This window comes from Cellulomonas sp. zg-ZUI22, assembly GCF_017353535.1.
GTDB classification, from domain to species: Bacteria; Actinomycetota; Actinomycetes; order Actinomycetales; family Cellulomonadaceae; genus Cellulomonas; species Cellulomonas wangleii.
The window spans coordinates 535638-558626 of the sequence record NZ_JAFMUZ010000001.1; the positions used below are offsets into that span (position 1 = coordinate 535638).

Below are 22989 nucleotides of genomic sequence, written 5' to 3' on the forward strand. Positions count from 1 at the left end.
TGGTCCGCCCGGCACCGAGCCACCCGGACGGGGGAGCGCGTGCGACTGCTGCTCAGCGTGACGGCCCAGCGCGGCGACGAGCCGCGCGACGTCGTCGTGGAGTGCCCTCCCGGTGCGCGGGTGCGGGACGTCGCGCAGGCGCTCGACGCGCTCGTGCCGACGGCGCGTGCGCGCGTGGTGCCGCGCGGGTCGGGGCACCTGGGCGTCGTGACCGCGACGGTCGCCGAGGCCGGTGCGCCCGACCTGTGGTGGCACGGCGCCCCGCTGGACGCCGACGTACCCGTCGAGCAGTCGCCGCTGCGGCACGGCGCGGTCGTGGGCCTCGGGGTCGACCCGGGCGACGTGTGGGCGGAGCCGGACGGTGCGTGCGAGGTCCGTGTCGTGTCCGGCCGGCAGGCCGGGCGGGTGCACCGCCTGCCGGTCGGCCGGCACGTGCTCGGGTCGGACCCCGCCGCGTCCGTCCCGGTGGACGACCCCGACGTGCCGCCGGTCGCCGTGGTGCTGGAGGTCGGCGTCGACGGCTCGGTGACCGTCGAGCCCGCGCCCGAGGTGCTGGGTGCCGTCGTCCCCGCACCCGTGCGCCGTCGCCCCCCGGAGGGCCCCATCGTGGTCCCCCGGGGCGAGCCGGCGGCCGGGGCGTCCCGCGGCCGGCGCCCCCGGGGGCGGTTCGCCCGCCAGCTCGCGCAGGCGCGCCAGGGCCTGGAGGCCATGACCGAGGTCGACCCGGAGTCCGACCGCCCGCTGGTCCACGTCGACCGGATCGCGCTGACCGCCGCGCAGCCGTGGCACCCCGGCGAGTCGCTGGTGGTGGGTGACGTCGTCCTCGAGGTCGGTGAGGTGGGCCTGCCCGACGCGTCGCTGTCACCGAGCGCGGCGGGCGCCACGCTCGACTACAACCGGCCGCCGCGGCTGCTGCCGCCCGTGCGGCCGTCGGAGTTCCGGCTGCCGCCCGAGCCGCGCATGCCCGACAAGCAGCGCTTCCCCCTGACGATGGTGCTCATGCCGCTGGTCATGGGCGCGGCCATGTACTGGTTCACCAGGTCGCCCTACGCGCTGATCATCATGGGGCTGTCCCCGCTCATGGCCATCGGCAACTTCGTGTCCTCGCGCGGGGGGCAGCGCAGCAAGCACGTCGAGGCCGTACGGACCTACGTGCAGCGGGTGGCGCGCATCGAGCAGCAGGCCTTCGAGTCGCTGCGCACCGAGAGCGCGTCACGCCGCCGCGACCTGCCGGACCCCGCGACGGTGCTGCTGTTCGCCACCGGCCCGCGCGCCCGGCTGTGGGAGCGGCGTCGCACGGACCCCGACTGGATGCTGGCGCGCGTGGGCACCGCCGACCTGCCCAGCGAGGTGTCGTTGCACGACCCCGGGCGCGAGGAGCACGAGCGCGTCCAGCACTGGACGGCGGCCGACGTGCCCGTCGCGGTGCCGCTCGCCCGCGTCGGCGTCACCGGCGTCGTCGGACCGGCCGACGCGCGCCGCCGGGTCGGCGCGTGGATGCTCGCGCAGGTGGTCGCGGCGCACTCGCCCGCGGACGTGTCGGTGCACCTGCTCGCCGACCCGGACGGCGGGCAGGAGTGGGGGTGGGTGCGGTGGCTGCCGCACGCGCGCCGCGACGGCGGACCGGTCGCGCAGGTCGGCACCGACGAGGAGACGACCGCCCGGCGGATCTCCGAGCTGCTCGCCGTGCTCGAGCAGCGGCGGTCGGTCGCACGTGGGCAGGGCGTCGGGTTCGGCGGGTCCGGCGCGGTGCTGCCGGCACCCGTGGTCGTGGTGCTCGACGGTGCACGGCGGGTCCGGCTGCTGCCCGGTCTGGTGACGCTGCTGCGCGAGGGGCCGGCGCACGGCATCTACTTCCTGTGCCTGGACGAGCAGGAGCGTCAGCTCCCCGAGGAGTGCCAGGCCGTCGTCGACCTGGCCGGGCCCACCGCGCGCGTCGCCGTGGCCGGTCAGGAGCCGGTCGACGGCGTGCGCGTCGACCTGGTGCCGACCGGCTGGTTCGAGCGGCTGGGCCGGTCGCTGGCCCCGATCGAGGACATCAGCACCGAGGACCTCTCCGCGACCCTCGTGGCCTCGTCGCGGTTGCTGGACGTGCTGGGACTCGACCCGCCCACGCCGGCCGACGTCGCGCGCGGGTGGGCGGCCGGCGGCCGCACGACGCGCGCCGTGATCGGGGAGTCCTCCGACGGGCCGTTCGCCGTGGACGTGCGTGCCGACGGGCCGCACGGCCTGGTCGCCGGCACCACCGGCTCCGGCAAGTCGGAGCTGCTGCAGACGATGATCGCGTCCCTCGCGATCGGCAACCGCCCCGACGAGATGACGTTCGTGCTGGTCGACTACAAGGGCGGCGCGGCGTTCAAGGACTGCAGCCGGCTGCCCCACACCGTGGGCATGGTGACCGACCTCGACGCGCACCTGACCACACGCGCGCTGGAGTCCCTGGCCGCGGAGCTGCGGCGCCGGGAGCACCAGCTGGCCGACGCGGGCGCCAAGGACATCGAGGACTACCTGGCTGCCCGCGGCCCGGCCGACGCCCCGATGCCGCGCCTCATGATCGTCATCGACGAGTTCGCGGCCCTCGTCGCCGAGCTGCCGGACTTCGTCACCGGCCTCGTCGACATCGCGCGGCGCGGCCGCTCCCTGGGCGTCCACCTGGTGCTGGCGACGCAGCGCCCTGCCGGCGTCGTGAGCGCCGAGATCAAGTCGAACACCAACCTGCGCATCGCGCTGCGGGTCACCGACCGCAACGACAGCCAGGACGTCATCGAGGCGCCCGACGCGGCGGAGATCGCCCCGAGCCTGCCCGGGCGCGCGTACGCACGGCTCGGGCACACCAGCCTCGTCGCGTTCCAGTCGTCCCGCGTGGGCGGGCGCCCGCCCAGCGTGGGCGGCGGTGCGCGGGTCGACGTCACACCGCTGACGTGGGCAGGGACCGGCCGGCCGGTGCCCGTGCAGCGGGCCTCGAGCGAGGACGACGTCGACGTCCCGACGGACCTCGCGTCGCTGGTCACCGCGGTGCAGGGCGCGGCCACGCTCGCGGGCGTCAGCGCGCCACCACCGCCGTGGCTGCCCGCGCTCGGCGAGGTCGTCACGGCACACGACGTCGCGACGCAGGGTGGCGAGGCGCTCGCGGCACGCCCGCTCGCGCTGCCGTACGGCCTGCTCGACCTGCCCGCGGAGCAGCGTCGTGACGTCGCGACGCACGACCTGGACACGGCCGGCAACCTGGCGGTCGTCGGCGCCGCGCGCTCGGGCCGCTCGACCGTGCTGCGTGCCCTGGCCGCCGCGGTCGCGACGCGGACCTCCCCGCGCGACGTCCACCTGTACGGGCTCGACTTCGGCAACAACGCGCTGCTGCCGCTCATGGGGCTGCCGCACACGGGTGCCGTGGTCCCGCGCGACCAGCCCGACCGGGTCGCGCGTCTCACGCGCCGCCTGCGCGCGGAGATCTCCCGCCGCCAGCAGCTGCTCGCCGAGCAGTCGTTCGCGGACGTCCGGGAGCAGCGGGCCGGCGTCGCCCCCGCGCAGCGCCTGCCGTACCTGCTGGTGCTGCTCGACCGGTGGGAGGGGTTCATCCAGGCCTTCGAGGACGTGGACGCGGGTGCGCTCGTCGACCTGTGGACGCAGATCCTGCAGGAGGGACCGGGCGCGGGGGTCAAGGTCGTCGTCGCGGGGGACCGCAGCCTGCTGGCGGGCCGCATCTCCACGCTCACCGAGGACCGCGTCATGCTCCCCATGCCCGACCCGGGCGACTACCAGTCCGTCGGGCTGTCGGTGCGCGACGTGCCCCAGCACCTTCCCGAGGGTCGCGCGTTCCGCTCCGAGGGGCCGCACGAGCTGCAGGTCTGCCTGCTCGACGACGACCCGAGCGGCCCGGCACAGGTGGCGGCGCTGCAGGCGGTGGGGCGGACCGCGACGGCGCGGCACGCGGGCGACCCGGTGCCGGCGACCGGCGCGCAGGTGCCGTTCCGCATCGACCCGCTGCCCACCCGCCTCACGCTCGACGAGGCCGCGGCCCTCGGCGGCCCGCCCCTGCGCCGTACCGCCGTGCCCCTGGGCGTCGGCGGGGACACGCTGGCCCTGCACGGCCTGGAGGCGGAGGAGCACGGGCCCGGGCTGCTGGTGCTGGGCCCGCGGCGCTCCGGCCGCAGCACCACGCTGCTCACCGTGGGGGAGAGCGCGCTGCGCCGCGGCTGGACCGTCGGGGTCGTCACGCCGCGCCGCAGCCCGCTGCGCGACTTGGCGGCGCGGGACGGTGTCGTGGCCATCGAGGTCGAGGCCACGCGGGACGAGGTCACCGCGGCTCTCGCGCTGCTCGTCCCGCAGGACGTGCCCAGCGTCCTGCTGGTCGACGACCTCGAGCTGGTGGGCACCGACGGTGTGCTGGCCGACGCGATCGTCGCCCACCTGGGGGCGCTGCGGGACCGGCCCGGCCTGGTCGTGGCCGCCGGCACGGCCGACGAGCTGGGCAGCGCCTACCGGGGGCCGGCCGCCACCATCAAGAAGTCCCGCAGCGGCCTGCTGCTCGCCCCCGCCACGCCCAACGACGGCGACCTCTTCGGGCTGCGGCTGCCACGGTCGGCGATCGGCGGCGCCGTCCCCGGGCGGGGTCTGCTGGTCAGCGGCGGGGCGTGGCAGCTGGTGCAGGTGCCGCTGCCCTGACGTGCGCTGCCCTGACGGCGGCTGCCCCGACGTGCGGCTGCCCCGACGTGCGGCTGCCCCGACGCGACGTCCGCGTCGGGCTCGCTCACGTCGCGGCGCTCGCGTCAGCGCGTGACGACGGTCTGGATCTCGGCCACCGGGATCTCGGCCGTCGTGGTGACCGTCTGCAGGTCGAGCGGCTGCGGCTCGGGGTTCTGCGACGACACCCAGCTCGCGGCCCAGGTGGTCGTGGCCGTCAGGGTCGCGGTCCGCAGGGTCTGGCCCTCCTTGACGGGCTGGTTCGCGCTGGAGCGCGTGAAGACGATCGAGCACGTCGACGACGTCATGCCGGCGCTGTACGCGGTCCCGACGTCCGGGCAGGTGGCCGTGTCGGCGTTGGGCGCCTCCAACGTCATGGATCTCACGCTCGCGTCGACGCGCGCCCACACGCCAGGCACCGAGGCGGTCACCTCGACGGTGGCCGGGGCGCCCTCGACCCACACGAACGTGTCCATGTTGACCACCGTGGCGCCGGACCCCTCGATCGACGGGTTCCACCGGACCGTGCCGGTCGGCAGCTGTATGTGGTCCTGCGCGATCTCGACCAGCTGCTGCGGGTCGACGACGACGTCGACCGGAGGTGCCGGCTCGCCCTCGGGCACGAAGACGGCGCGGTGGGACAGCAGGTAGTCGAGCTCGACGTCGTCGTCGATGTCGTAGCGGCAGCGCGGCTCGTACCACCGGCCGGTGTCGTCGGTCGCGTACGCCTCGAAGTCCGGGTTCAGCAGACCCTGCGCGGCGTAGGCGTCGAGCGTGCCGGACTGCCGTGCCGGACCCCCGGTCTTCCAGTACTCGTAGTACTCGTAGCCGGTCCTGCCCGGGGCCCTCCAGCAGTCGGGCGCGACCGTGGCCTGCACCGACGACGAGAACGACCGGCCCTCACCCGTGGAGCCGGAGCTCGTCACGGTGACCGCGATGGTGCCGCCACCTGCCTCCGGGGTGACGGGAGCCGGCGCCGGTCCACCACCCCCACCCTTCCCGTCATAGGCGGAGGCGCCGCCGGCCAGCGCCAGCAGGAGCGCCCCGGTGAGGACCGCCACCCTGCCGGCGCGGCTCAGCACGACCCCTCACCGGCGGTCGTGCCGATGACCCACCGATCCCCCAGTCGCTGGAGCTGGACGGTCTCGCGCCGCGGGTAGCCGAAGCCGGCGGTCTCGGGGGTGTCGGGTCCGTCGGCGTCGGCGAACGTCGCGTCGCGGTAGTCGTCGCAGACCGCTGCGGTGGCGGTGTCGCCGGTGACGGTGACGTCGCTGACGCGGGTGCGGAAGGTGCCGCCGATGTCGACGGCGTCGGCGGTGTTGTTGGTGGCGATGCGCTCCATGACCGCCTGCACGTCGGCCGAGGCGATGACGGCGAACGCGGGGCTGACGGTGTTCGTGGTCATGGTGCGCCAGTACTCGACCTGGTAGGTGGCCACGGTGTTCCACACGTCGGCCTCGTCGCCGGTCAGGGTGGGGACGTCGTCGAAGACGATCCCGAGCTCGGGGTCCGACATGTCCTGCGTGCTGGACTCCGGCGTCGGCTCGGGCGTCGCCTCCGCGCTCGCCTGCGGCGTCGGGGACGCGGTCAGGCCGGGCGGCTCGACCGCCTGGGACGTGCACCCGGCCAGGGCCAGCATCCCGACCACCACCGTCACGGTCGCGACCCGTCCCATGCGTGCTCCTCCCGACGACGAGGCCCGGCTGGGCGCACCGACCGTAGCGCCCGGGAGGTGGTCGTGCCCACCCCGCGAACCGGTGTCATCCGGACGGGACGCACCAAACGCGCCGTACCGGGTGCCACCGTCGTGTTCCGGGCGGCCGCGCGGCGTCGTCGTCGCCGCGTCACACGGCGGTGACCGGCTCGTGGACGTCCCCGAAACATGGGTCCGCCACGATGCACCCGTCCGCCCGTCCCGAGGGAAGGTGCCGCAGGTGCTGAAGAAGTCCCGTTCCGCCAGGTCCGCCACGTGCACGCTGACGTTCGCCCTGCCCGCCGCCGTCCTCGACGGGCCGGTGAGCGTGGTCGGCACGTTCAACGACTGGACGCCGGGCGTGCACCCGCTGCGCCGCCGGTCGAACGGCACGGCGAGCGCGTCGGTCGTCGTCCCGACGGGCTCCACCGTCCGCTTCCGCTACCTGGGCAGCCAGGGGCGGTGGTTCGACGACGCGGACGCGGACGAGATCACCGCCGAGGGGTCGGTCGTCCGCGCGTAGGGCGGGCCCGCGACCGCGCGGCACGGGTGGGCCCCCGCGCACCGACCGCACGTCGCACGGTCGCGGAGATCACCTCGGTCAAGCGCAGGCCGGGTGCGGGGCGGCCGGGCCCCGTCCCGCAGCGCCCGGTCCCGGCGTTCTTGGACGCCTGCCCACCTCCGGGAGGGGTGCCGTTGGGACATGCGTGAGACGCGCTTTCCACAGCAGGCGGCGGACCGTTCCGCCCCGCGCACCGATCGGGTGAAACCCTCTGGTCAGGCGCGATCGTATCGATACGATAGGACCCTGACGCGACCCGGCACGACCGACCACCGCGCACCGACCCAGCCGTACCGAAGCGCGGAGTCCTCCTTCATGTCCAAGGCCCTGACCACGGGCGCCCCGTGGCGCGTCATCCTGTCGTTCGCCGTCCCCCTGCTGATCGGCAACGTCGTCCAGCAGCTCTACCACTTCGCCGACGCGATGGTCGTGGGCCGCACGCTCGGCGTCGACGCGCTCGCCGCGGTGGGCGCGACCGGGAGCCTGCTGTTCCTGCTCATCGGCTTCGCCTGGGGCATGACGTCCGGCTTCGCGATCCCCACCGCGCAGGCCTTCGGCGCCGGCGACGCCGCCGCGGTCCGCCGCTCGGTGGCGTCCGGTGCCATCCTCACCGGCGTCGTCACGCTGCTGCTCACGGTGGGTGCGCCGCTGCTGGCCGGCCCTGCGCTGCGCCTGCTGCGCACCCCGGAGGAGCTGCTGCCGCAGGCCGAGACCTTCGCGGTCATCAGCTTCCTCGGGGCCGCGACGACGATGTTCTTCAACTTCCTCGCCGCGATCGTGCGCGCCATCGGCGACTCCCGTACCCCGCTCGTCTTCCTCACGCTCAGCTGCCTCCTCAACATCGCCCTGGTCGTGGTGCTCGTCGGGGTTCTCGGCACCGGCGTCGGGGGCGCGGCGCTGGCCACCGTCGTGGCGCAGGGCGTCTCGGTCGTCCTGTGCTTCGTGCACGTCCGGCGACGCGTGCCCGTGCTGCACGTGCGCCGCGAGGACTGGCGCGTCACGCGCGCCGACCTGGCGCACCACCTGCAGCTGGGCCTGCCCATGGGCTTCCAGGCGTCGATCATCGCGATCGGGACGCTCGCCGTGCAGGTGCGGCTCAACAGCCTGGGCTCCGACGCCGTCGCCGCCTATACCACCGCGACGCGCGTCGACGGCCTCGCGGTCGCCCTGCTCGCCTCGCTCGGGCTGGCGGTCTCCATGTTCGTCGCCCAGAACCGCGGCGGTGGGCGGCCCGACCGGATCCGGACGGGCGTCGTGCAGGCCGTCTGGATGTCGGTGCTCGGTGCGGTGCTCATCGGGGTCGTGCTCGTCACCGCGGGCGGCTGGATCGTCGAGATGTTCGTCGGCGAGGGCGAGCAGCGCGTCGTCGACATGTCCGCGCACTACCTGGTCGTCAACGGCGTGCTCTACGCCGTCCTCGGGGTGCTCTTCGTGCTGCGCGGTGCGCTGCAGGGGCTGGGCCGCACCCTCGTGCCCACCGTCACCGGTCTCATCGAGCTGGTCTGCCGCGTCGGCGCCGCGGTGGTGCTCGGCGCGGCCTACGGGTTCGCCGGCGTGGTGTGGGGCAACCCGCTCGCGTGGCTCGGGGCCGTCGCGCTGCTCGTCCCCGCGTACCTGCGGGCGCACCGCAGCCTCGCGCAGGACCCCATCGCGCCGCTGTCCCACGTCGCGTCGACGCCCGAGCCGATCACCCTCGAAGGGCCGTCCGACGGGTCCATGGTGGTGGACGCGGTGGTGCCGCAGCCGCGCCGCGGGTCCGGGACGGCCGCGGAGCAGCCGACGCAGGTCGGCGAGGGGTGCGACCGCCGGGAGCGCGTGGCGGGCTGACCCGGGCCGCGGCCCGGCGTCAGGCGATCGCGAGCGGTGCGGACACGGCCACCCAGGCCAGCCACCCGGCGGCCAGGACGACGGCGGCCGTGGCCGCGAGCCGGCCGGCGACCACCCACGGGGTCGCGACCTGCGGCGCGGGTGGTGCGCAGCGCACCGACCTGCGCGGGCGGACGGCCCGGCGGCGGGCCACCCGGGCGTCGTCCGTGAGGTCCGCCGTGGTCAGCAGGTCCGGCTGGCCGGCACCGCCCAGCCGCACCTCGAGCAGGAGCGCGAGCCCGGCCGCGTCCACGGGCGACAGCCGGGGCGGCAGGGCACGCAGGTGGGCACCGAGCGCGGTCGCGCGGACCACCGGCGCGTCGGCCGTCCCCCGGCCGGGCCCGCAGCGCACACCGCGCACCGCTGTGCGGAAGCGCGGAGCCAGGAGGGCGGCGACGGCCGCGGCCGCGTCCGTCCCCTGGTGCGCGCCCGCGGTCCTCCCGGTGCCCTCGACGACCACCACACCGCCGGGGCCCACGGCCACGTGCGCGATCCGGGCCGACGGCCGCCCCGGGTGGTGCAGCGCGTGCAGCACGAGCCAGCCCTCGGCCTCGAGCGCGCGCAGCGCCGCCGGCACCCCGGGCACCGACGAGGGCTTGCCCGCCGGGACGTCGTGCACCCACGACGGCACGCCGGGGCGCGCACCGGACGGACCGCGGTGCGTGGTGGTCGGCTCGTCGCCCGTGCTCATCGTGGCCCCATGTCCCCGGTATCGGCCCGTCGGCGCGGTGACCTGAGCCCGGACCCGCTGCGCGAGCCGCGACGCGGCCACGACCACCCGGCACGTCGCGGTGCTCTGCCAGTAGGGTCGTCGGCACGCCGCGGGGGCAGCAGGGGGACGAGGGGGACGGATGCAGCAGGTCGTCGACGTGCGGACGAGGGTGGCCGTGGGGGCCACGTACGCCGCGCAGGGCTTCGGGTACGCCACCGTGGTGACCGCGTTGCCGGGCCTCAAGGCCCGCACCGGCATCGACGACGCGATGATCTCGGTGGTGCTGCTGATGGGCGCGCTGCTCGCCGCGGCCGGGTCGGTGGCCGCCGAGCGGATCGCGCGCCGGTGGTCGAGCCGGTCGGCCGTCGTGCTGGGGCTGCTGGCGCAGGCCGCCGGGCTGGCCCTCGTCGCCTCGGCCACGTCGGTGCCCGTGCTGGTCGTGGCGTTCGTCGCGTTCGCCCTCGGGCTGGGCATGGTCGACGCGTCGTCCAACATGCAGGGCGTCGCGCTGCAGCACCACGTGGGCCGGCCCATCGTCTCCACGCTCTTCGCGTGCCTCACGGTCGCGGCCATCACGGCGGCGCTCGTGCAGTCGGGCCTGGCCCGGCTGGGTACGACGACCGGCGCGGTGTCCGCCCTGGTCGTCGCCGTGCTGGTCGCGGCCGCCGTGGCGCTGCTGGTGCGTCCGGTGCTGCTGGACAGCACCGCGTCGCAGCCGCCGCCCGCGGACGACCACGAGGGGATCCTGCCCGGTGCCCGCACCGGGGTCGTCGCCGACGCGCCCGCTGCCGCACCCGCCCGGACCCCGCTGCCGCGCGCCGGCCTGTGGGTCTTCGGCGCGCTCGTCGCCGCCGCGTTCGTGGTCGACGCCGCCGTCTCCAGCTGGAGCACGGTGTACCTGCACGACGAGCTGGCGGCGTCCGCGTCCGTCGCGCCGCTCGGGTACGCGGCCTACCAGGGGGCCGTGCTGATCGCCCGGCTGCTGGGCGACCCGCTGGTGCGGCGCCACGGACGGGTGCGCGTGGCCGCCCCGACCGGCGCCGTCGCCGCCGCGGGTCTCGTGCTGGTCGCGCTCGTGCCCAGCCCGGAGGCGGCGATCGTCGGGTTCGCACTGGCCGGGATCGGCGCCGGCACGCTCGTGCCTCTGGCGTTCTCCGCGGCCGGTGAGCTGGCACCCGACCGGCTGGACGACGTCATCGCCCGGATCAACCTCTTCAACTACGCCGGTGCGCTCATCGGGTCCGTGTCGATCGGGCTGCTGGCCGGCATCACGGGCATCGGGCCGGGGTTCCTGGTGCCGGCGCTGCTGCTGGTGCCGGCGATGGCCGCGGTGCCGCGGCTCGCCGGCGCGCGGGTCGCCGAGCTCGCGGGCGGTCGCCCACCGGCCTGACCCGTCACCTCGCCGGGCGCGCCCGGGTGAGCCGTCCGGGCCAACGGGTGGTCACCCTCGCGCCGTCTCATGCTCCCGCACGCCGCGGCCGATAGAGCCCACGACGGTGGGAGGGACGAGCATGCCTGCAGGGGACTCCGCGGGGCAGGAGGCGAGCCGACAGCTCGCGCTTGCGGCCGCGCACGACAAGGCGGCGTCCGCCGCACGCGCGGCCGCGTCGCGGTACGGGCTGGCCTCGGTGACCGAGCAGCGCACCGCCGCGGCGCTGGCGCCGCTGGCCGGCGCGGGCTACCACCTGCTGGCGGACCGCCAGTGGCCCGGCAGCCGGCGTGCGCAGGTCGACATGGTGGTCGTCGGACCGGCCGGGGTGTTCGTGGTGGACACCAAGGCGTGGGCGGACGTGACCATCGCGGGTGACCGCATCCACCGCGGTCAGGAGGACGTCACCGACGAGCTCATGGCGCTGGCGGACCTGGCCTACCGCACCGAGGGCGAACTGGCCGAGGTCGGCCTGGCTCCCGGCGAGGTGCACGCGATGGCCGTCCTGGCCGGGCGCACCGGCGTCGACGAGCGCGTGGGGCCGGTGCAGGTCGTCGGGGAGCGTGATGCGCTGCGCCAGATCGCCCGGCGCGGCGCGCGCCTGGGCCCGGCGCAGGTCGACGTCGTGCTGGCGCGCTGCCTCGAGTGGTTCCGCCACGTGGGGGACGCGGCGCCGATCAGCACCACCCTGCTCGAGCCGGTGCTTCCCGCCCCCCGCGCCCCGCAGCCCGGCACCCCGCACCCCGCGGACGATCGGGAGCGTGACCACGGCGGCGTGCACCACGGCTTCCCCGACCCCCGCGTGCCCCGCGGGGTCACGACGCCGGTGCCCCCCGTGCCGCCGCTGAGCGAGGAGGAGGTGCGCTCCGCGCTGCTCACCGGCCTCATGGCCGCACCGGTCGAGGAGTGGATGGCGTTCCTGCACCCGGCGCAGGCGCGGGTCGTGCGGCGCTCGTACAACGGGCCCTCCCGGATCCGCGGGTCCGCCGGCACCGGCAAGACCGTCGTCGGGCTGCACCGCGCCGCGTACCTGGCGCGCACCCGCCAGGGCAAGGTCCTGGTCACCACCTACATCCGGACGCTGCCCGACGTGCTGCGCCAGCAGCTGACCCGGCTCGCGCCGGACGTCGTCGACCGGGTCGAGCTGGCGGGGGTCCACGAGACGGCCAAGCGCATCCTCGAGGAGCGCGGCGTGGAGCACCGCATCGACGGCCGCAAGATCGCGTCGGCGTGGACCGCCGCGTGGGGCCGGGTGGCCGGCGGCAGCGTCATCGACACCGACCGGCACGAGCAGGACTACTGGCACGACGAGGTCAGCTACGTCATCAAGGGCCGCGGCCTGACCCGGTGGGAGCAGTACGCCGAGCTGCCGCGCCTGGGGCGTCGGCACCGGCTGGGGCCGCACCAGCGGCGCGTCGTGTGGGAGTTGTACGAGGCGTACCAGGAGGAGCTGGCGAACCGCGGTGTCCACGACTTCGCCGACCAGATCGCCCTGGCGGAGGCCGAGCTGCGGCGCGAGCCCATGACCGGCCGGTACACCGCGGTGGTCGTCGACGAGGCGCAGGACCTGACGTGCGTGATGATCCGCATGCTGCACGCGCTGGTGGGTGACGTCCCCGACGGCCTGACCCTGATCGGCGACGGGCAGCAGACCATCTACCCCGGCGGGTTCACGCTGGCCGAGGCGGGTGTGTCCGTCGCCGGGCGCGGCACCGTGCTCGACGTCAACTACCGCAACACCAGCGAGATCCTGCAGTTCGCGTCGATGCTGGTGCGCGACGACGAGTTCGCGGACATCGAGGGCACCACCGCCCGCGGCGACCGCCCGGCGCAGGTGGAGCGCAGCGGCCCGAAGCCGGTGTACGTGCGGTGCGCCACGGAGGCGGACCGGCAGCGCCGGCTGGTGCTGCGCGTGCACGAGGTGGTCGCGGAGGTGGGCACCAACTTCGGTGACGTGGGCGTGCTGTCGCTGTCGCGCCGCGGCGTCGAGGCGGCCACGGAGTCGCTGCGCAAGGCCGGTGTGCCGGTGGTGAACCTGGAGCAGTACGACGGGGTGCCGGTCAACCGCGTGAAGGTCGGCACGGTGAAGCGCGCCAAGGGGCTGGAGTTCAAGCAGGTGCTCGTCGTCGACCCGTACGCGTCGTGGCTCACGGAGAAGCCCGAGGAGCTGGACGACGTGGACCGCGAGCGCCGCGACTTCCGGCTGCGCGAGCTGTACGTGGCGATGACGCGTGCGCGCGACGGGCTGTGGGTGGCGTCGATCTGACCTCGGCGCGGCGCGTGCGTCGTCGCGTGCCCGGACCGCGCGCCGGGACCGCGCGCCGGGACCGCGCGCCGGGACCGCGCGCCGGGACCGCGCCGGTAGGGTCGCGTCGTGAGCGTCCCGCCGCACCCGCCCGTCCCGCCGGACCCGGCGGCCTCCCCGCCGGCAGCGCCGCGCCGCCCGTCGCTGACCTGGCCGGTCGTGCTGACCGTCGTCGGGCTGCTGGTGCTGGTGGCGGCCCTCGCGGCGGCCGTGGGAACGGCCGGCGCGTTCGTCGGTGCGGTGCGCAGCGACGTCCTGACGTCCGACGGGCAGCCGGGGGTCGCGGTGCTGGCGGCCGCGCCCGCGCCCGGGGCGGCACGGGTCCACCTCACGGAGGGAGAGCGCTACGCCGTCCACCTCGTGGTGCCGAGCGGCGCGTCCCGCGAGGACGATCGCCCGGACCTGCCCGAGGACGTGCTGCTCCTGGCCCCGTCCGGTGAGGTCGTCGCGGCGGACGGCTCGCCGGGCGTGACCATGACGAGCACCGCGGGGGGCCTCGTGGCGGTGTCGGTCGGCGCGTTCACCGCCCCGCAGACCGGGACGTACGAGATGGCGGTGCCGTCCGCGGGCGTCCCCGACGCGTGGGTCGCGCTCACGCCGGACAAGGAGTTCGCGCCCTTCTTCGCGTCGATCTGGGGCACGGTGCTGGGCGTGTTCGTGGTGCTGGGCCTGGGGTTCGTCGGGTCCGGTGCGGTGATCACCGGGGTGGTCTGGTGGGTCGTGCGGGCACGCGCCCGTGCGGCGGTCGCGGGCGGCTGACGCCCCGAGGGGTCAGGCGGGCGCCACCGAGCCGCGGGCGCGCAGCGGGACGGGCAGGCGGTGGACGCCCGGGCCGCTGCCGGACCCGGAGACCTCGGCGAGCAGCAGCTCGACCGCGCGGCGGCCGAGCTCCTCGTGCGGGATGGCGAACGACGAGACCCCCGGCCGCAGCCAGTCGGCCATCGGGTAGTTGTCGAAGGACACCACGGACACGTCGTCCGGGATGCGCAGCCCCGCCTCCTGCAGCGCCTGGTAGGTGCCGAACGCGAGGCGGTCGTTGAAGCAGATGATCGCGCGGGGCTGCGGGTGCCGGGCGAGCAGCGCGTGGGTCGCGGCCCAGCCCTGCGGCGGAACCCAGTCGGGGCACAGGTGCCCCGACGCGGGGGTCAGGCCGACTGCGCCGAGGGCCTCGCGGATGCCCGCGAGCCGCTCGACGCCGGCGACGGTGTCGGGGGGCACGTCACCCGGGGCCGGCCCGGCGCCGACCAGGTGGATCTCCCGGTGCCCGGCGTCGAGCAGCAGGCGTGCGGCGGCGCGGCCCGCCTCGACCTCGTCCGGGACGACCGCCGGTGCCCGGGTGGTACCGGCGGGCAGGGTGTTGAGCAGGACGGTGGGGAGCCGCTCGAGCTCGGCCGGCACGGCGCGCGTACGGGTGAACATCGAGGTCAGCATGATGCCGTCGACCCGGCGGTCGAGCATGGCGTCGATGAGCGCACCCTCGATGGCGGGGTCGCCCTCGGTCTCGCCGATGAACAGCATGTAGCCGTGGTCGCGGGCGGCCTCGATGGCGCCCTTGATCATGTCACCGGCCATCTGCCCGGTGGCCACGGTGTCGGACACGAGGCCGAGGGTGCGGGTGGTGCCCTTGCGCAGCCCGACGGACACGATGTTGGGGCGGTAGCCCAGCGTCGCGGACGCGTCCCGGACGCGCTCCTGCACGGCCTGCGAGATGCGCAGCTCCGACCCGCGGCCGGACAGCACGAGCGACGCCGTCGTCGACGAGACTCCCGCGGCGCGGGCGACGTCCGCGAGTGTCACGCGTCGGGTCACGTCCCGTCCTTCCGTCGCGAGGATCCTAGGGGCGCCTGCCCGGCGATGGGCCGCACCCGCCCCGCCGGCATGTCCGACCAGACCTGGACGCATGTCCGGTGTGCCGGGCGCAGGGCCGGCACCGTCACCGATTCGTGACGTGACCTGGCTTGACACCGCCCCTGGCTGATCGAAAGCATGACGTTGCTAAGACGATTTAGCAAGGGTCCGCGCCCCCACGGACCTCGTCCGACGGAGAAGGAGACACCGGTGTCTCGTACGACTGGAAGGTCCCGGAACGCGGCTGCTGCCACGTCGCTGTTCCTGGCCGGCATCCTCGCACTGACCGCGTGCAGCGCCCCGGGCGCGAGCACCGACGAGCCCACGGCCGACGGCGACGGCGCCGCCACCGCCGCGGGTGACTGGACCTGCGGCACGGACGACGTGACGCTCGACGCGTACCTCGAGACCGGCTTCCCGCTCTCGAACGCCCTCTTCGAGGAGTTCGAGAAGCAGTACCCGAACGTCTCGTTCGACGTCCGCGAGGACCAGTTCGCCGTCATCACCCAGAACGCCCCCCGCGTCCTGGCCGACAACCCGCCGGACCTCATGCGCCTGCCGCAGATGTCCGACCTCGTCGACGACGGCCTGCTCTACAACCTCGACGAGGCCGCCGCGCACTTCGGCTGGGACGAGTGGCCCGCCTCGCAGCTCGCGCAGATGCGGGTCGACGAGGAGGGTCGCCGTGGCGACGGCCCCCTGTACGCCATGGGCAAGAACTACTCGATGACCGGTGTCTTCTACAACACCGAGCTCGCCGAGCAGATCGGCATGACCGAGGCCCCGAAGACGCTCGCCGAGCTCGACGAGTGGATGCAGAAGGCCAAGGACGCCGGCATCACGCCGTCCGACCAGTTCAACGGCGGTGCCACCGGCGGTCTCGCGTTCCCGCTGCAGCTGCTCATGGCGTCGTACGGCGCGGTCGACCCGATCAACGACTGGACGTTCCAGAAGCCGGGCGCCCGCATCGACACCGAGAGCAACATCAAGGCTGCCGAGCACCTCAAGAAGTGGATCGACGCCGGCTACTTCGCCGACGACATCAACTCGCTCGACTACTCGCAGATGATGGGCCGCTTCATCGACGGCAAGAGCCTGTTCATCTTCAACGGCGACTGGGAGTCGGGGAACCTCGACACCCAGATGGAGGGCAAGGCCGGCTTCTTCCTCATGCCCCCGCTCGAGGAGGGCGGCAAGGTCGGCGCCATGTCGGCCCCGCTGACGTTCGGCATCTCGTCCAAGGCCGAGAACCCGGAGTGCGCGGCGTTCTTCTTCGACTGGATCGCCACGAACGACGACGCGCGCACGCTGGCCGTCGAGATCGGTGGCTCGCACCCCATGGGCCCGGCCGACGCCTTCATGCCTGAGGTCGACCCCGAGTCCGTGACGGGCCAGACCCTCGCGGCCGGCGCCACGATCGCCGAGGACAACGGCGCGATGGAGTTCATCGCCAACGCGACCGGTGCCATCTACGCGAAGAGCTGGACGCCGAACCTGCAGAAGCTCGTCGCGGGCGAGCAGACGGCCGAGGGCCTCCTCACCGCCGTCCAGGCCGACTACGAGAGCGAGATCAACGGCTGATGAACACCACGCGGACGGCCGCTGCGCCCGGTCGCCGCGAGGTCGCCGCCTCGGCGTCGACCAGCCTCGAGGCCAGGCGCCGCGCCCTCAAGGCGCGGCGCCTGCGCCGGGGCTGGGCCGCTCTCGGCCTCGTGGTCCCGGCTGCCTTCTTCTACGTGCTCTTCGTGCTGCGCCCCCTGGTGCTCACGGTGCAGTACTCCTTCTACGACTGGAACGGTGTCGGCGCCTCGACGTTCGTCGGGGGCAAGAACTACACCCGCCTGGTCGAGAAGCCCGAGCTGCTCGGCTCGATCGTCAACGCGCTCGAGCTGATCATCTACTTCAGCTTCGTCCCCGTGATCCTCGGCCTGCTCACCGCGGCCACGATCCGCAAGTTCGCGACGAGCCGCCTCGCGCTCCTCTCGCGCACCGTGCTGTTCCTCCCGCAGGTCATCCCGCTCGTCGCAGCGGGCATCATGTGGACGTGGATGCTCGCCACGGACGGCGTCGTCAACGAGCTCATGCGCGCCGTCGGCCTGGGCTCGGTCACGCGCGCCTGGCTGGGTGACACGAGCACCGCGCTCGGCGCCGTCGGCGTCATCGGCGCGTGGGTCGCCCTCGGGCTGTGCCTCCTGCTGCTGCTGTCCGGCATGACGAAGATCGACCCGGCGCTGTTCGAGGCCGCGCGCATCGACGGTGCCGGCGCGGTCCGCGAGTTCTTCGCGATCACCCTGCCGAGCGTGCGCCAGGAGATCGGCGTGTGCGTCACCGTGACCGTCATCGCGGCGCTCGCCGCGTTCGACATCGTCTACATCTCCACGCAGGGCGGGCCCGCCAACTCGACGCTCGTCCCCGGCCTGGAGATCTACTACCTCGGCTTCTTCTCCCGCGAGGTGGGCCAGGCCTCCGCGCTCGCCGTGGTGTTCATGGTCCTCGTGCTGGCCGTCGTCCTGCCGATCCAGCGCCTGACGAAGGAGGAGGACTGATGATCGTCTCCCGCCGTGAGGCGTGGCTGGGCCGCGCCCTGCTCGTCCTGCTGATGGCCGTGACGGTCATCCCGTTCATCAGCCTGTTCGTCACCGCGCTGCACAAGCCCGGGACGTACCCGTCGGGCATGTCGTGGCCCGAGACTCCGTACTGGTCGAACTTCGTCGACGCGTTCCAGGCCGCCGACATGTGGGCCCTGCTGTGGTCGAGCTTCCTCATCGAGCTCGGTGTGGTGCCCGCGGCGCTGCTCATCGCGACGCTCGCCGGGTTCTCGCTGGGCCACCTGCGCCCGCCGGGCCACCGGTGGATCTTCCTGACGTTCGTGCTCGGTCTGACGCTGCCGTTCCAGGCGATCATCGTCCCGCTGTACTACCAGATGCGGGACATGCAGCTGCTGAACACCCGGTGGGCGATCATCCTGCCGCTGCTCGGCCTGTACATGCCGTTCGCGGTCATGTGGATGCGCGCGCACTTCGTGACGATGCCCCCGGACCTGTCCGAGGCCGCCCGCATCGACGGGGCGAACACGTGGAAGCTGTTCACCCGTGTGCACGTCCCGCTGTCGCGGCCCGCGCTGTCGTCCCTCGGGATCCTCATGTTCCTGTGGACGTGGAACCAGTTCCTGCTCGCCGTGGTGCTGGTGGATGACCCGAAGAACCGCACGATGGCCGGTGCCCTCGGCGCGTTCCAGGGACAGTGGGGCACGGACATCCCGCTGCTGTGCGCGGGCTCGCTGCTGATCCTCACGCCGACGCTGCTCGTGTTCCTCGCGTTCCAGCGGCAGTTCGTCTCGGCACTGATGCAGGGGGCGCTGAAGGGATGACCACCGCCGTGGCGACCCGACCGCCCTTCGACCCGGCGATCGCGGCCGCGCTGACCGGCCGGCCCCAGGACGTCGTGACGACCCTGGCGCCGGACGAGATCGACGGGCTGCGCTCGCGGGCCTGCCCGCCGGACCTCGACGCGGTCGCGGTGGCCGTGCGCCGCACGCTCACGTGGCACGAGGCCCCCGGGCCCGACGGCCCGGTGCGCGTGGCGCTGCTGCGGCCCGAGGTCGACGGCGTCGTCCCGGTGCTGCTGCACCTGCACGGTGGCGGCCTGGTGGTGGGCACGGTGTCGGACGACGTCGCCGCGGTCGCCGAGGCCGGCCCCGGGTGGGCCGTCGCGTCGGTCGACTACCGGCTGGCGCCCGAGCACCCGTACCCGGCCGCGGTCGAGGACGCCTACGCCGCGCTGGTGTGGCTCGTCGGGCAGGCCGAGGCGCTGGGCCTCGACGCCGGGCGTGTCGTCGTGACGGGCGTCAGCGCCGGCGGCGGGCTCGCGGCCGCCCTCGCGCTGCTGGCGCGGGACCGCGGCGGGCCGGCCCTGGCGGGTCAGCTGCTGGTGTGCCCGATGCTCGACGACCGCAACGACAGCGCGTCGGGCCACCAGATGGCCGGCGTCGGCTCGTGGGACCGCACGGCGAACGCGACCGCGTGGGCCGCGTACCTCGGCGAGGCCGCCGGCGGGCCCGACACCCCGCCGTACGCGTCGGCCGCGCGTGCCGCACACCTCGACGGCCTGCCGCCCGCGTACGTCGACGTCGCGTCGGCCGAGACGTTCCGTGACGAGTGCGTGCAGTACGCGGCCCGGATCTGGGCCGACGGCGGCGAGGCCGAGCTGCACGTCTGGCCCGGCGGCTGCCACGGCTTCGACGGGCTCGTGCCGGACGCGCCGGTGTCGCGCGACGCGCGCAACGCCCGCGCCCGCTGGCTGGCGCGGCTGCGCGAGCGCCCGCCGGCCCCCTGACGTCCGTCGGCGTCCGCCCTCCCCCCGGTGGTGGGCGCCGACGGACCCCCTCTGCCAGACCCTCCTGACGGGCCCATCCTGACGGAGGACCCCCGACCGGTCCGCCGGTCCACCGCCCCACCGCGACCGACCCCGGTCACCGACGACGACGGAGCCCGACGCGTGACGCACCACGGCCCTCAGCTCATCACCTACGCCGACCGCCTGGCGGGCGACCTGCCCGGCCTGCACGCGCTGCTCGACGGCCCGCTCGCCGGCGCGTTCGGCGGCGTGCACGTCCTGCCCTTCTACACGCCCTTCGACGGCGTGGACGCCGGCTTCGACCCGCGCGACCACACGCAGGTCGACCCGCGCCTGGGCACCTGGGACGACGTGCGGGCGCTCGCCCGGGGTCGTGACGTCATGGCCGACGTCATCGTCAACCACGTGTCGGCGGACTCCGCGCAGTTCCGTGACGTCCGCGAGCACGGCGACGCGTCCCCGCACGCCCCGATGTTCCTCACGCTGGACTCCGTCTTCCCGGACGGCGTCACCGAGGAGGACCTGGCGCGGATCTACCGCCCGCGCCCCGGCCTGCCGTTCACGGCGATGACGCTCGGCGGGCGTCGCCGCCTGGTGTGGACGACGTTCACGGCCGACCAGGTCGACATCGACCTGCGCACGCCGCAGGCGTGGGACTACCTGACGTCCGTCGTCGACGCCCTGACCTCCGGCGGCGTGACGATGCTGCGGCTCGACGCCGTCGGGTACACGGGCAAGGAGGCGGGCACCGACTGCTTCATGACCCCCGCGACCGACGAGTACACCGAGCGGATCGTCGAGCAGGCGAAGGTCCGCGGCGCGCAGGTGCTGGTCGAGGTGCACGGGCACCACACGCAGCAGATCGAGATCGCGCGCAAGGTCGACCTCGTCTACGACTTCGCGCTGCCGCCGCTGGTGCTGCACGCGCTGACCGCCGCCGACCTCGAGCCGCTGGCCGGGTGGCTGCGCATCCGCCCCGCGAACGCCGTGACGGTGCTGGACACGCACGACGGCATCGGGATCGTCGACGTCGGCCCCTCGGACCTGCGCCCGGGCGAGCCCGGCCTGCTGACCCCGGAGAAGATCGACGCCCTGGTCGAGCGGATCCACGACAACTCCGGCGGCACGTCGCGGCAGGCCACCGGCGCGGCGGCGTCGAACCTCGACCTGTACCAGGTCAACTGCACGTTCTACGACGCGCTGGCCCGCGACGACCGCCGCTACGTGCTGGCGCGGCTGCTGCAGCTCTTCGTCCCGGGGATCCCGCAGGTCTACTACGTCGGCCTGCTGGCCGGCGCCAACGACATGGACCTGCTGGCGGCCACGGGGGTGGGGCGTGACGTCAACCGGCACCACTACACGCCGACCGAGGTCAAGGAGGCACTGGAGCACCCCGCGGTGCGCGGCCAGCTCACGGGCCTGCGCCTGCGGTCCTCGCACCCGGCCTTCGACGGCGACTTCACCTGGGACCTCGACGGCACGCGCGGCACGTTCGTGCGGTCGGCCGGCGACGCCCGCGCGACGCTGACGTTCGACGTCGCCGACGGCTCGTTCGAGGTCCGTGCGACCGGTGACGACGGCGAGCAGGTCGTGCTGACGGACGGCGACCTCACGGCCTGACCTCGTCCGGCCCCACATCCCGGGACGTGCGCGTCGCGACACCGGGCTGACGTCGTCCACGGGTGCGGATGACGTCACCCGGGGTCGCGGACGCACCTGCCCATGTGTCGGGCACCGGGAATCGGCGTGGGGGTCGCGCGCGTGCGGCAGGATGCCCGCATGGACGCTCCTGGCCTCGCCGACGTCATCCGGTACGTCGACCCGGACCCCGCCGCACCCACGGCGGTCCTCACGTTCGACGACGGGCCGAACCCGCCGGACACCCTCACGCTGCTCGACGTGCTGGCGCGGGAGCAGGTGCGCGCGGTGTTCTGCCTGGTCGGCGTGCAGGTCGAGGCGCACCCCGACGTGGTGCGGCGGATCGCCGCCGACGGGCACGTCCTGGCCAACCACTCGTGGCGGCACGACGACCTGCAGGAGTGGTCGCCCGAGGCCGTCCGGGCGGACCTGCAGCGCACGCTCGACGCGATCCACGCCGTGGTCCCCGACGCCCCGGTGCCGTTCTTCCGTGCACCGTTCGGACACTGGGGGCGCACGGTCCCGGTGGCTGCGGAGCTCGGCATGGCGCCGCTCGAGTGGCAGCTGGCCGTCGGCGACTGGGAGCCCCCGGGCGTCGACGAGCTGGTGCGCCGCCTGGGAGGCGTGGAGGCCGGCGGCGTGATCCTGCTGCACGACGGCGGCGGTGACCGCAGCCAGACGGTCGAGGCGGTGGCGCGCGTGATCCCGCGGCTGCGGGCCGACGGGTGGGGGTTCACGGTGCCGGGGGCCTGACGCCCGGAGGCGTCCTGACGGGCCGGGTCAGCGCGCCCGCGGCGGGGCGGTGCTGCCACGCACGACCAGGCGCGTCGGCACGACCACGTGGTGACCGGCGAGGTGCTCGCCGTCGCGGATCTGGCGGACCAGCAGCTCGACGAGCTCGGCGCCGATCGCGGTGAAGTCCTGGCGGACGGTCGTCAGTGGCGGCCACAGGTACTCGGCCAGCGGGACGTCGTCGAATCCGACCACCGACACGTCCTCGGGGACCCGCCGGCCTGCCTCGTGCAGCGCGCGCACCACACCGGCCGCCATCTCGTCGTTGCCGCAGAACACCGCCGTGACGTGCGGGTCCGCCGCGACCTCGGCACCCACGCGGTACCCGGACGCGGCCGACCAGTCCCCGTGCCAGACCCGCGGGACGGGCCGCCCGGCGGCGCGCAGCCGGGTGCGCCACGCGTCGGCGCGCACCCGCGCCGGCGTCGAGTCCAGCGGGCCGCCGACGTGGTGCACGGTCGGGTGCCCCAGGTCCAGCAGGTGCTGCACGGCCGACGTCGCGCCCTCGACCTGGTCGGTGCCGACCGCGGGATGGTGGCCCACGAACCGGGAGTCCGACACCACCACCGGCAGGCGCGGCGGCAGTGCGAGGGTCGCGGGCGTGGCGTCCTCGGCGCGGATGACGACCAGCCCGTCGATGGCCTGGTGGTCGAGGCGGCGCACGGCGTCGGAGACGTCGGACGACGACGGCGTGCGCACGTCGACGAGGCTGACGGTGTACCCGTGCTGGCGGGCGGCCTCGACGACGCCCTCGAGGGTGCGGGACTCGCCCGTGCGGGTCAGGCGGTGCGCGATGAGGCCGATGGCGTGGAACGACCCCGAGCGCAGGGCGCGGGCCGCGTGGTTGGGGCTGTAGCCGAGCTGGTCCATGGCCGCCAGGACGCGGTCGCGGGTGGCGGGGCGCACGTTGGTGGCGCCGGTGGAGACCCGCGACACCGTCTGCTGCGAGACGCCCGCGAGCCGTGCGACGTCCGCGATCGAGGGCCCGGCCCGGCCGCGGGGTGAGGGCACCTGCGCCATGCGGGGGAGCGTAGCAGTGGTCGCGCGACCATCGATGGCGACGTCGCCATCGGTTCTGGCTCCTCCGGAACCATCGAGGGCGGGCCGT

Annotated in this window: 17 protein-coding genes; 12 read left to right on the plus strand and 5 right to left on the minus strand. The window is 74.8% G+C overall.

Translation table 11 applies throughout. From position 1 onward, the window contains the following. Positions 1 to 39 precede the first annotated feature (39 nt). Positions 40 to 4662 carry an FtsK/SpoIIIE domain-containing protein gene (locus tag J1G43_RS02530; protein WP_207339744.1) on the plus strand — a complete coding sequence of 1541 codons (4623 nt, stop codon included), beginning with the start codon at positions 40 to 42 and terminating at the stop codon, positions 4660 to 4662. A 104-nt stretch (positions 4663 to 4766) separates the two neighbouring features. On the opposite strand, the gene J1G43_RS02535 is transcribed toward J1G43_RS02530, so the two are convergent. Then, positions 4767 to 5762 carry a hypothetical protein gene (locus J1G43_RS02535; RefSeq protein ID WP_207339743.1) on the minus strand — a complete coding sequence of 332 codons (996 nt, stop codon included), beginning with the start codon at positions 5760 to 5762 and terminating at the stop codon, positions 4767 to 4769. Further along, positions 5756 to 6355 carry a hypothetical protein gene (locus J1G43_RS02540; RefSeq protein ID WP_207339742.1) on the minus strand — a complete coding sequence of 200 codons (600 nt, stop codon included), beginning with the start codon at positions 6353 to 6355 and terminating at the stop codon, positions 5756 to 5758. The genes J1G43_RS02535 and J1G43_RS02540 overlap by 7 nt, the downstream gene beginning before the upstream one ends. A 259-nt stretch (positions 6356 to 6614) precedes the next feature. On the opposite strand from J1G43_RS02540, the gene J1G43_RS02545 reads away from it, so the two are divergent. Further along, the gene (locus J1G43_RS02545; protein WP_207339741.1) at positions 6615 to 6896 is read left to right on the plus strand and encodes an isoamylase early set domain-containing protein; all 282 of its coding nucleotides are present in this window, start codon (positions 6615 to 6617) and stop codon (positions 6894 to 6896) included. Between the two features lie 354 nt (positions 6897 to 7250). Further along, positions 7251 to 8762 carry an MATE family efflux transporter gene (locus J1G43_RS02550; protein ID WP_207339740.1) on the plus strand — a complete coding sequence of 504 codons (1512 nt, stop codon included), beginning with the start codon at positions 7251 to 7253 and terminating at the stop codon, positions 8760 to 8762. A gap of 19 nt (positions 8763 to 8781) precedes the next feature. On the opposite strand, the gene J1G43_RS02555 is transcribed toward J1G43_RS02550, so the two are convergent. After that, positions 8782 to 9492, minus strand: a complete 711-nt coding sequence (locus tag J1G43_RS02555) for a hypothetical protein (protein ID WP_207377889.1) — start codon at positions 9490 to 9492, stop codon at positions 8782 to 8784. Between the two features lie 160 nt (positions 9493 to 9652). On the opposite strand from J1G43_RS02555, the gene J1G43_RS02560 reads away from it, so the two are divergent. The 3 genes from J1G43_RS02560 to J1G43_RS02570 all read left to right on the plus strand — a co-directional run bounded on the left by J1G43_RS02560 (position 9653) and on the right by J1G43_RS02570 (position 14006). Next, entirely contained in the window at positions 9653 to 10903 is a 1251-nt protein-coding gene (locus tag J1G43_RS02560; RefSeq protein ID WP_207339738.1) for an MFS transporter, read from the plus strand. Between the two features lie 121 nt (positions 10904 to 11024). Beyond that, entirely contained in the window at positions 11025 to 13208 is a 2184-nt protein-coding gene (locus tag J1G43_RS02565) for a nuclease-related domain-containing DEAD/DEAH box helicase (RefSeq protein ID WP_207377890.1), read from the plus strand. A gap of 108 nt (positions 13209 to 13316) precedes the next feature. After that, a complete protein-coding gene (locus J1G43_RS02570; protein WP_207339736.1) occupies positions 13317 to 14006 on the plus strand; it encodes a hypothetical protein in 690 nt (229 codons plus the stop codon). 12 nt (positions 14007 to 14018) lie between these two features. Here the strand turns inward: J1G43_RS02570 and J1G43_RS02575 are convergent, their stop codons facing one another. Further along, complete coding sequence (locus tag J1G43_RS02575) at positions 14019 to 15056, minus strand: LacI family DNA-binding transcriptional regulator (protein WP_207339735.1); 1038 nt, start codon at positions 15054 to 15056, stop codon at positions 14019 to 14021. Positions 15057 to 15305: 249 nt separating this feature from the next. Here J1G43_RS02575 and J1G43_RS02580 point away from each other — a divergent pair, with 249 nt between their 5' ends. The 6 genes from J1G43_RS02580 (at position 15306) to J1G43_RS02605 (ending at position 21842) form a co-directional block, all read left to right on the plus strand. Then, entirely contained in the window at positions 15306 to 16676 is a 1371-nt protein-coding gene (locus J1G43_RS02580; protein ID WP_207339734.1) for an ABC transporter substrate-binding protein, read from the plus strand. Next, positions 16676 to 17641, plus strand: a complete 966-nt coding sequence (locus J1G43_RS02585) for a carbohydrate ABC transporter permease (RefSeq protein ID WP_207339733.1) — start codon at positions 16676 to 16678, stop codon at positions 17639 to 17641. The genes J1G43_RS02580 and J1G43_RS02585 overlap by 1 nt, the downstream gene beginning before the upstream one ends. Next, a complete protein-coding gene (locus tag J1G43_RS02590; RefSeq protein ID WP_207339732.1) occupies positions 17641 to 18465 on the plus strand; it encodes a carbohydrate ABC transporter permease in 825 nt (274 codons plus the stop codon). The genes J1G43_RS02585 and J1G43_RS02590 overlap by 1 nt, the downstream gene beginning before the upstream one ends. Further along, positions 18462 to 19430, plus strand: coding sequence for an alpha/beta hydrolase (locus J1G43_RS02595; RefSeq protein ID WP_207339731.1), 969 nt, complete (start codon positions 18462 to 18464; stop codon positions 19428 to 19430). Before J1G43_RS02590 ends, J1G43_RS02595 begins: the two co-directional genes overlap by 4 nt. A 162-nt stretch (positions 19431 to 19592) precedes the next feature. After that, complete coding sequence (gene gtfA, locus J1G43_RS02600) at positions 19593 to 21071, plus strand: sucrose phosphorylase (protein ID WP_207377891.1); 1479 nt, start codon at positions 19593 to 19595, stop codon at positions 21069 to 21071. Between the two features lie 159 nt (positions 21072 to 21230). Next, a complete protein-coding gene (locus J1G43_RS02605; RefSeq protein WP_207377892.1) occupies positions 21231 to 21842 on the plus strand; it encodes a polysaccharide deacetylase family protein in 612 nt (203 codons plus the stop codon). A gap of 27 nt (positions 21843 to 21869) precedes the next feature. Here J1G43_RS02605 and J1G43_RS02610 read toward each other — a convergent pair whose 3' ends face one another. After that, positions 21870 to 22901, minus strand: coding sequence for a LacI family DNA-binding transcriptional regulator (locus J1G43_RS02610; protein ID WP_207377893.1), 1032 nt, complete (start codon positions 22899 to 22901; stop codon positions 21870 to 21872). Positions 22902 to 22989 lie beyond the last annotated feature (88 nt).

Bases quoted from the DNA above. Each gene is read 5' to 3' on its own strand.
- J1G43_RS02560 (WP_207339738.1), top strand. From the start codon at position 9,653: ATGCAGCAGGTCGTCGACGTGCGGACGAGGGTGGCCGTGGGGGCCACG.
- J1G43_RS02605 (WP_207377892.1), top strand. From the start codon at position 21,231: ATGGACGCTCCTGGCCTCGCCGACGTCATCCGGTACGTCGACCCGGAC.
- J1G43_RS02610 (WP_207377893.1), bottom strand. From the start codon at position 22,901: ATGGCGCAGGTGCCCTCACCCCGCGGCCGGGCCGGGCCCTCGATCGCG.
- J1G43_RS02590 (WP_207339732.1), top strand. From the start codon at position 17,641: ATGATCGTCTCCCGCCGTGAGGCGTGGCTGGGCCGCGCCCTGCTCGTC.
- J1G43_RS02550 (WP_207339740.1), top strand. From the start codon at position 7,251: ATGTCCAAGGCCCTGACCACGGGCGCCCCGTGGCGCGTCATCCTGTCG.
- J1G43_RS02540 (WP_207339742.1), bottom strand. From the start codon at position 6,355: ATGGGACGGGTCGCGACCGTGACGGTGGTGGTCGGGATGCTGGCCCTG.
- J1G43_RS02565 (WP_207377890.1), top strand. From the start codon at position 11,025: ATGCCTGCAGGGGACTCCGCGGGGCAGGAGGCGAGCCGACAGCTCGCG.
- J1G43_RS02585 (WP_207339733.1), top strand. From the start codon at position 16,676: ATGAACACCACGCGGACGGCCGCTGCGCCCGGTCGCCGCGAGGTCGCC.
- J1G43_RS02595 (WP_207339731.1), top strand. From the start codon at position 18,462: ATGACCACCGCCGTGGCGACCCGACCGCCCTTCGACCCGGCGATCGCG.
- J1G43_RS02555 (WP_207377889.1), bottom strand. From the start codon at position 9,492: ATGAGCACGGGCGACGAGCCGACCACCACGCACCGCGGTCCGTCCGGT.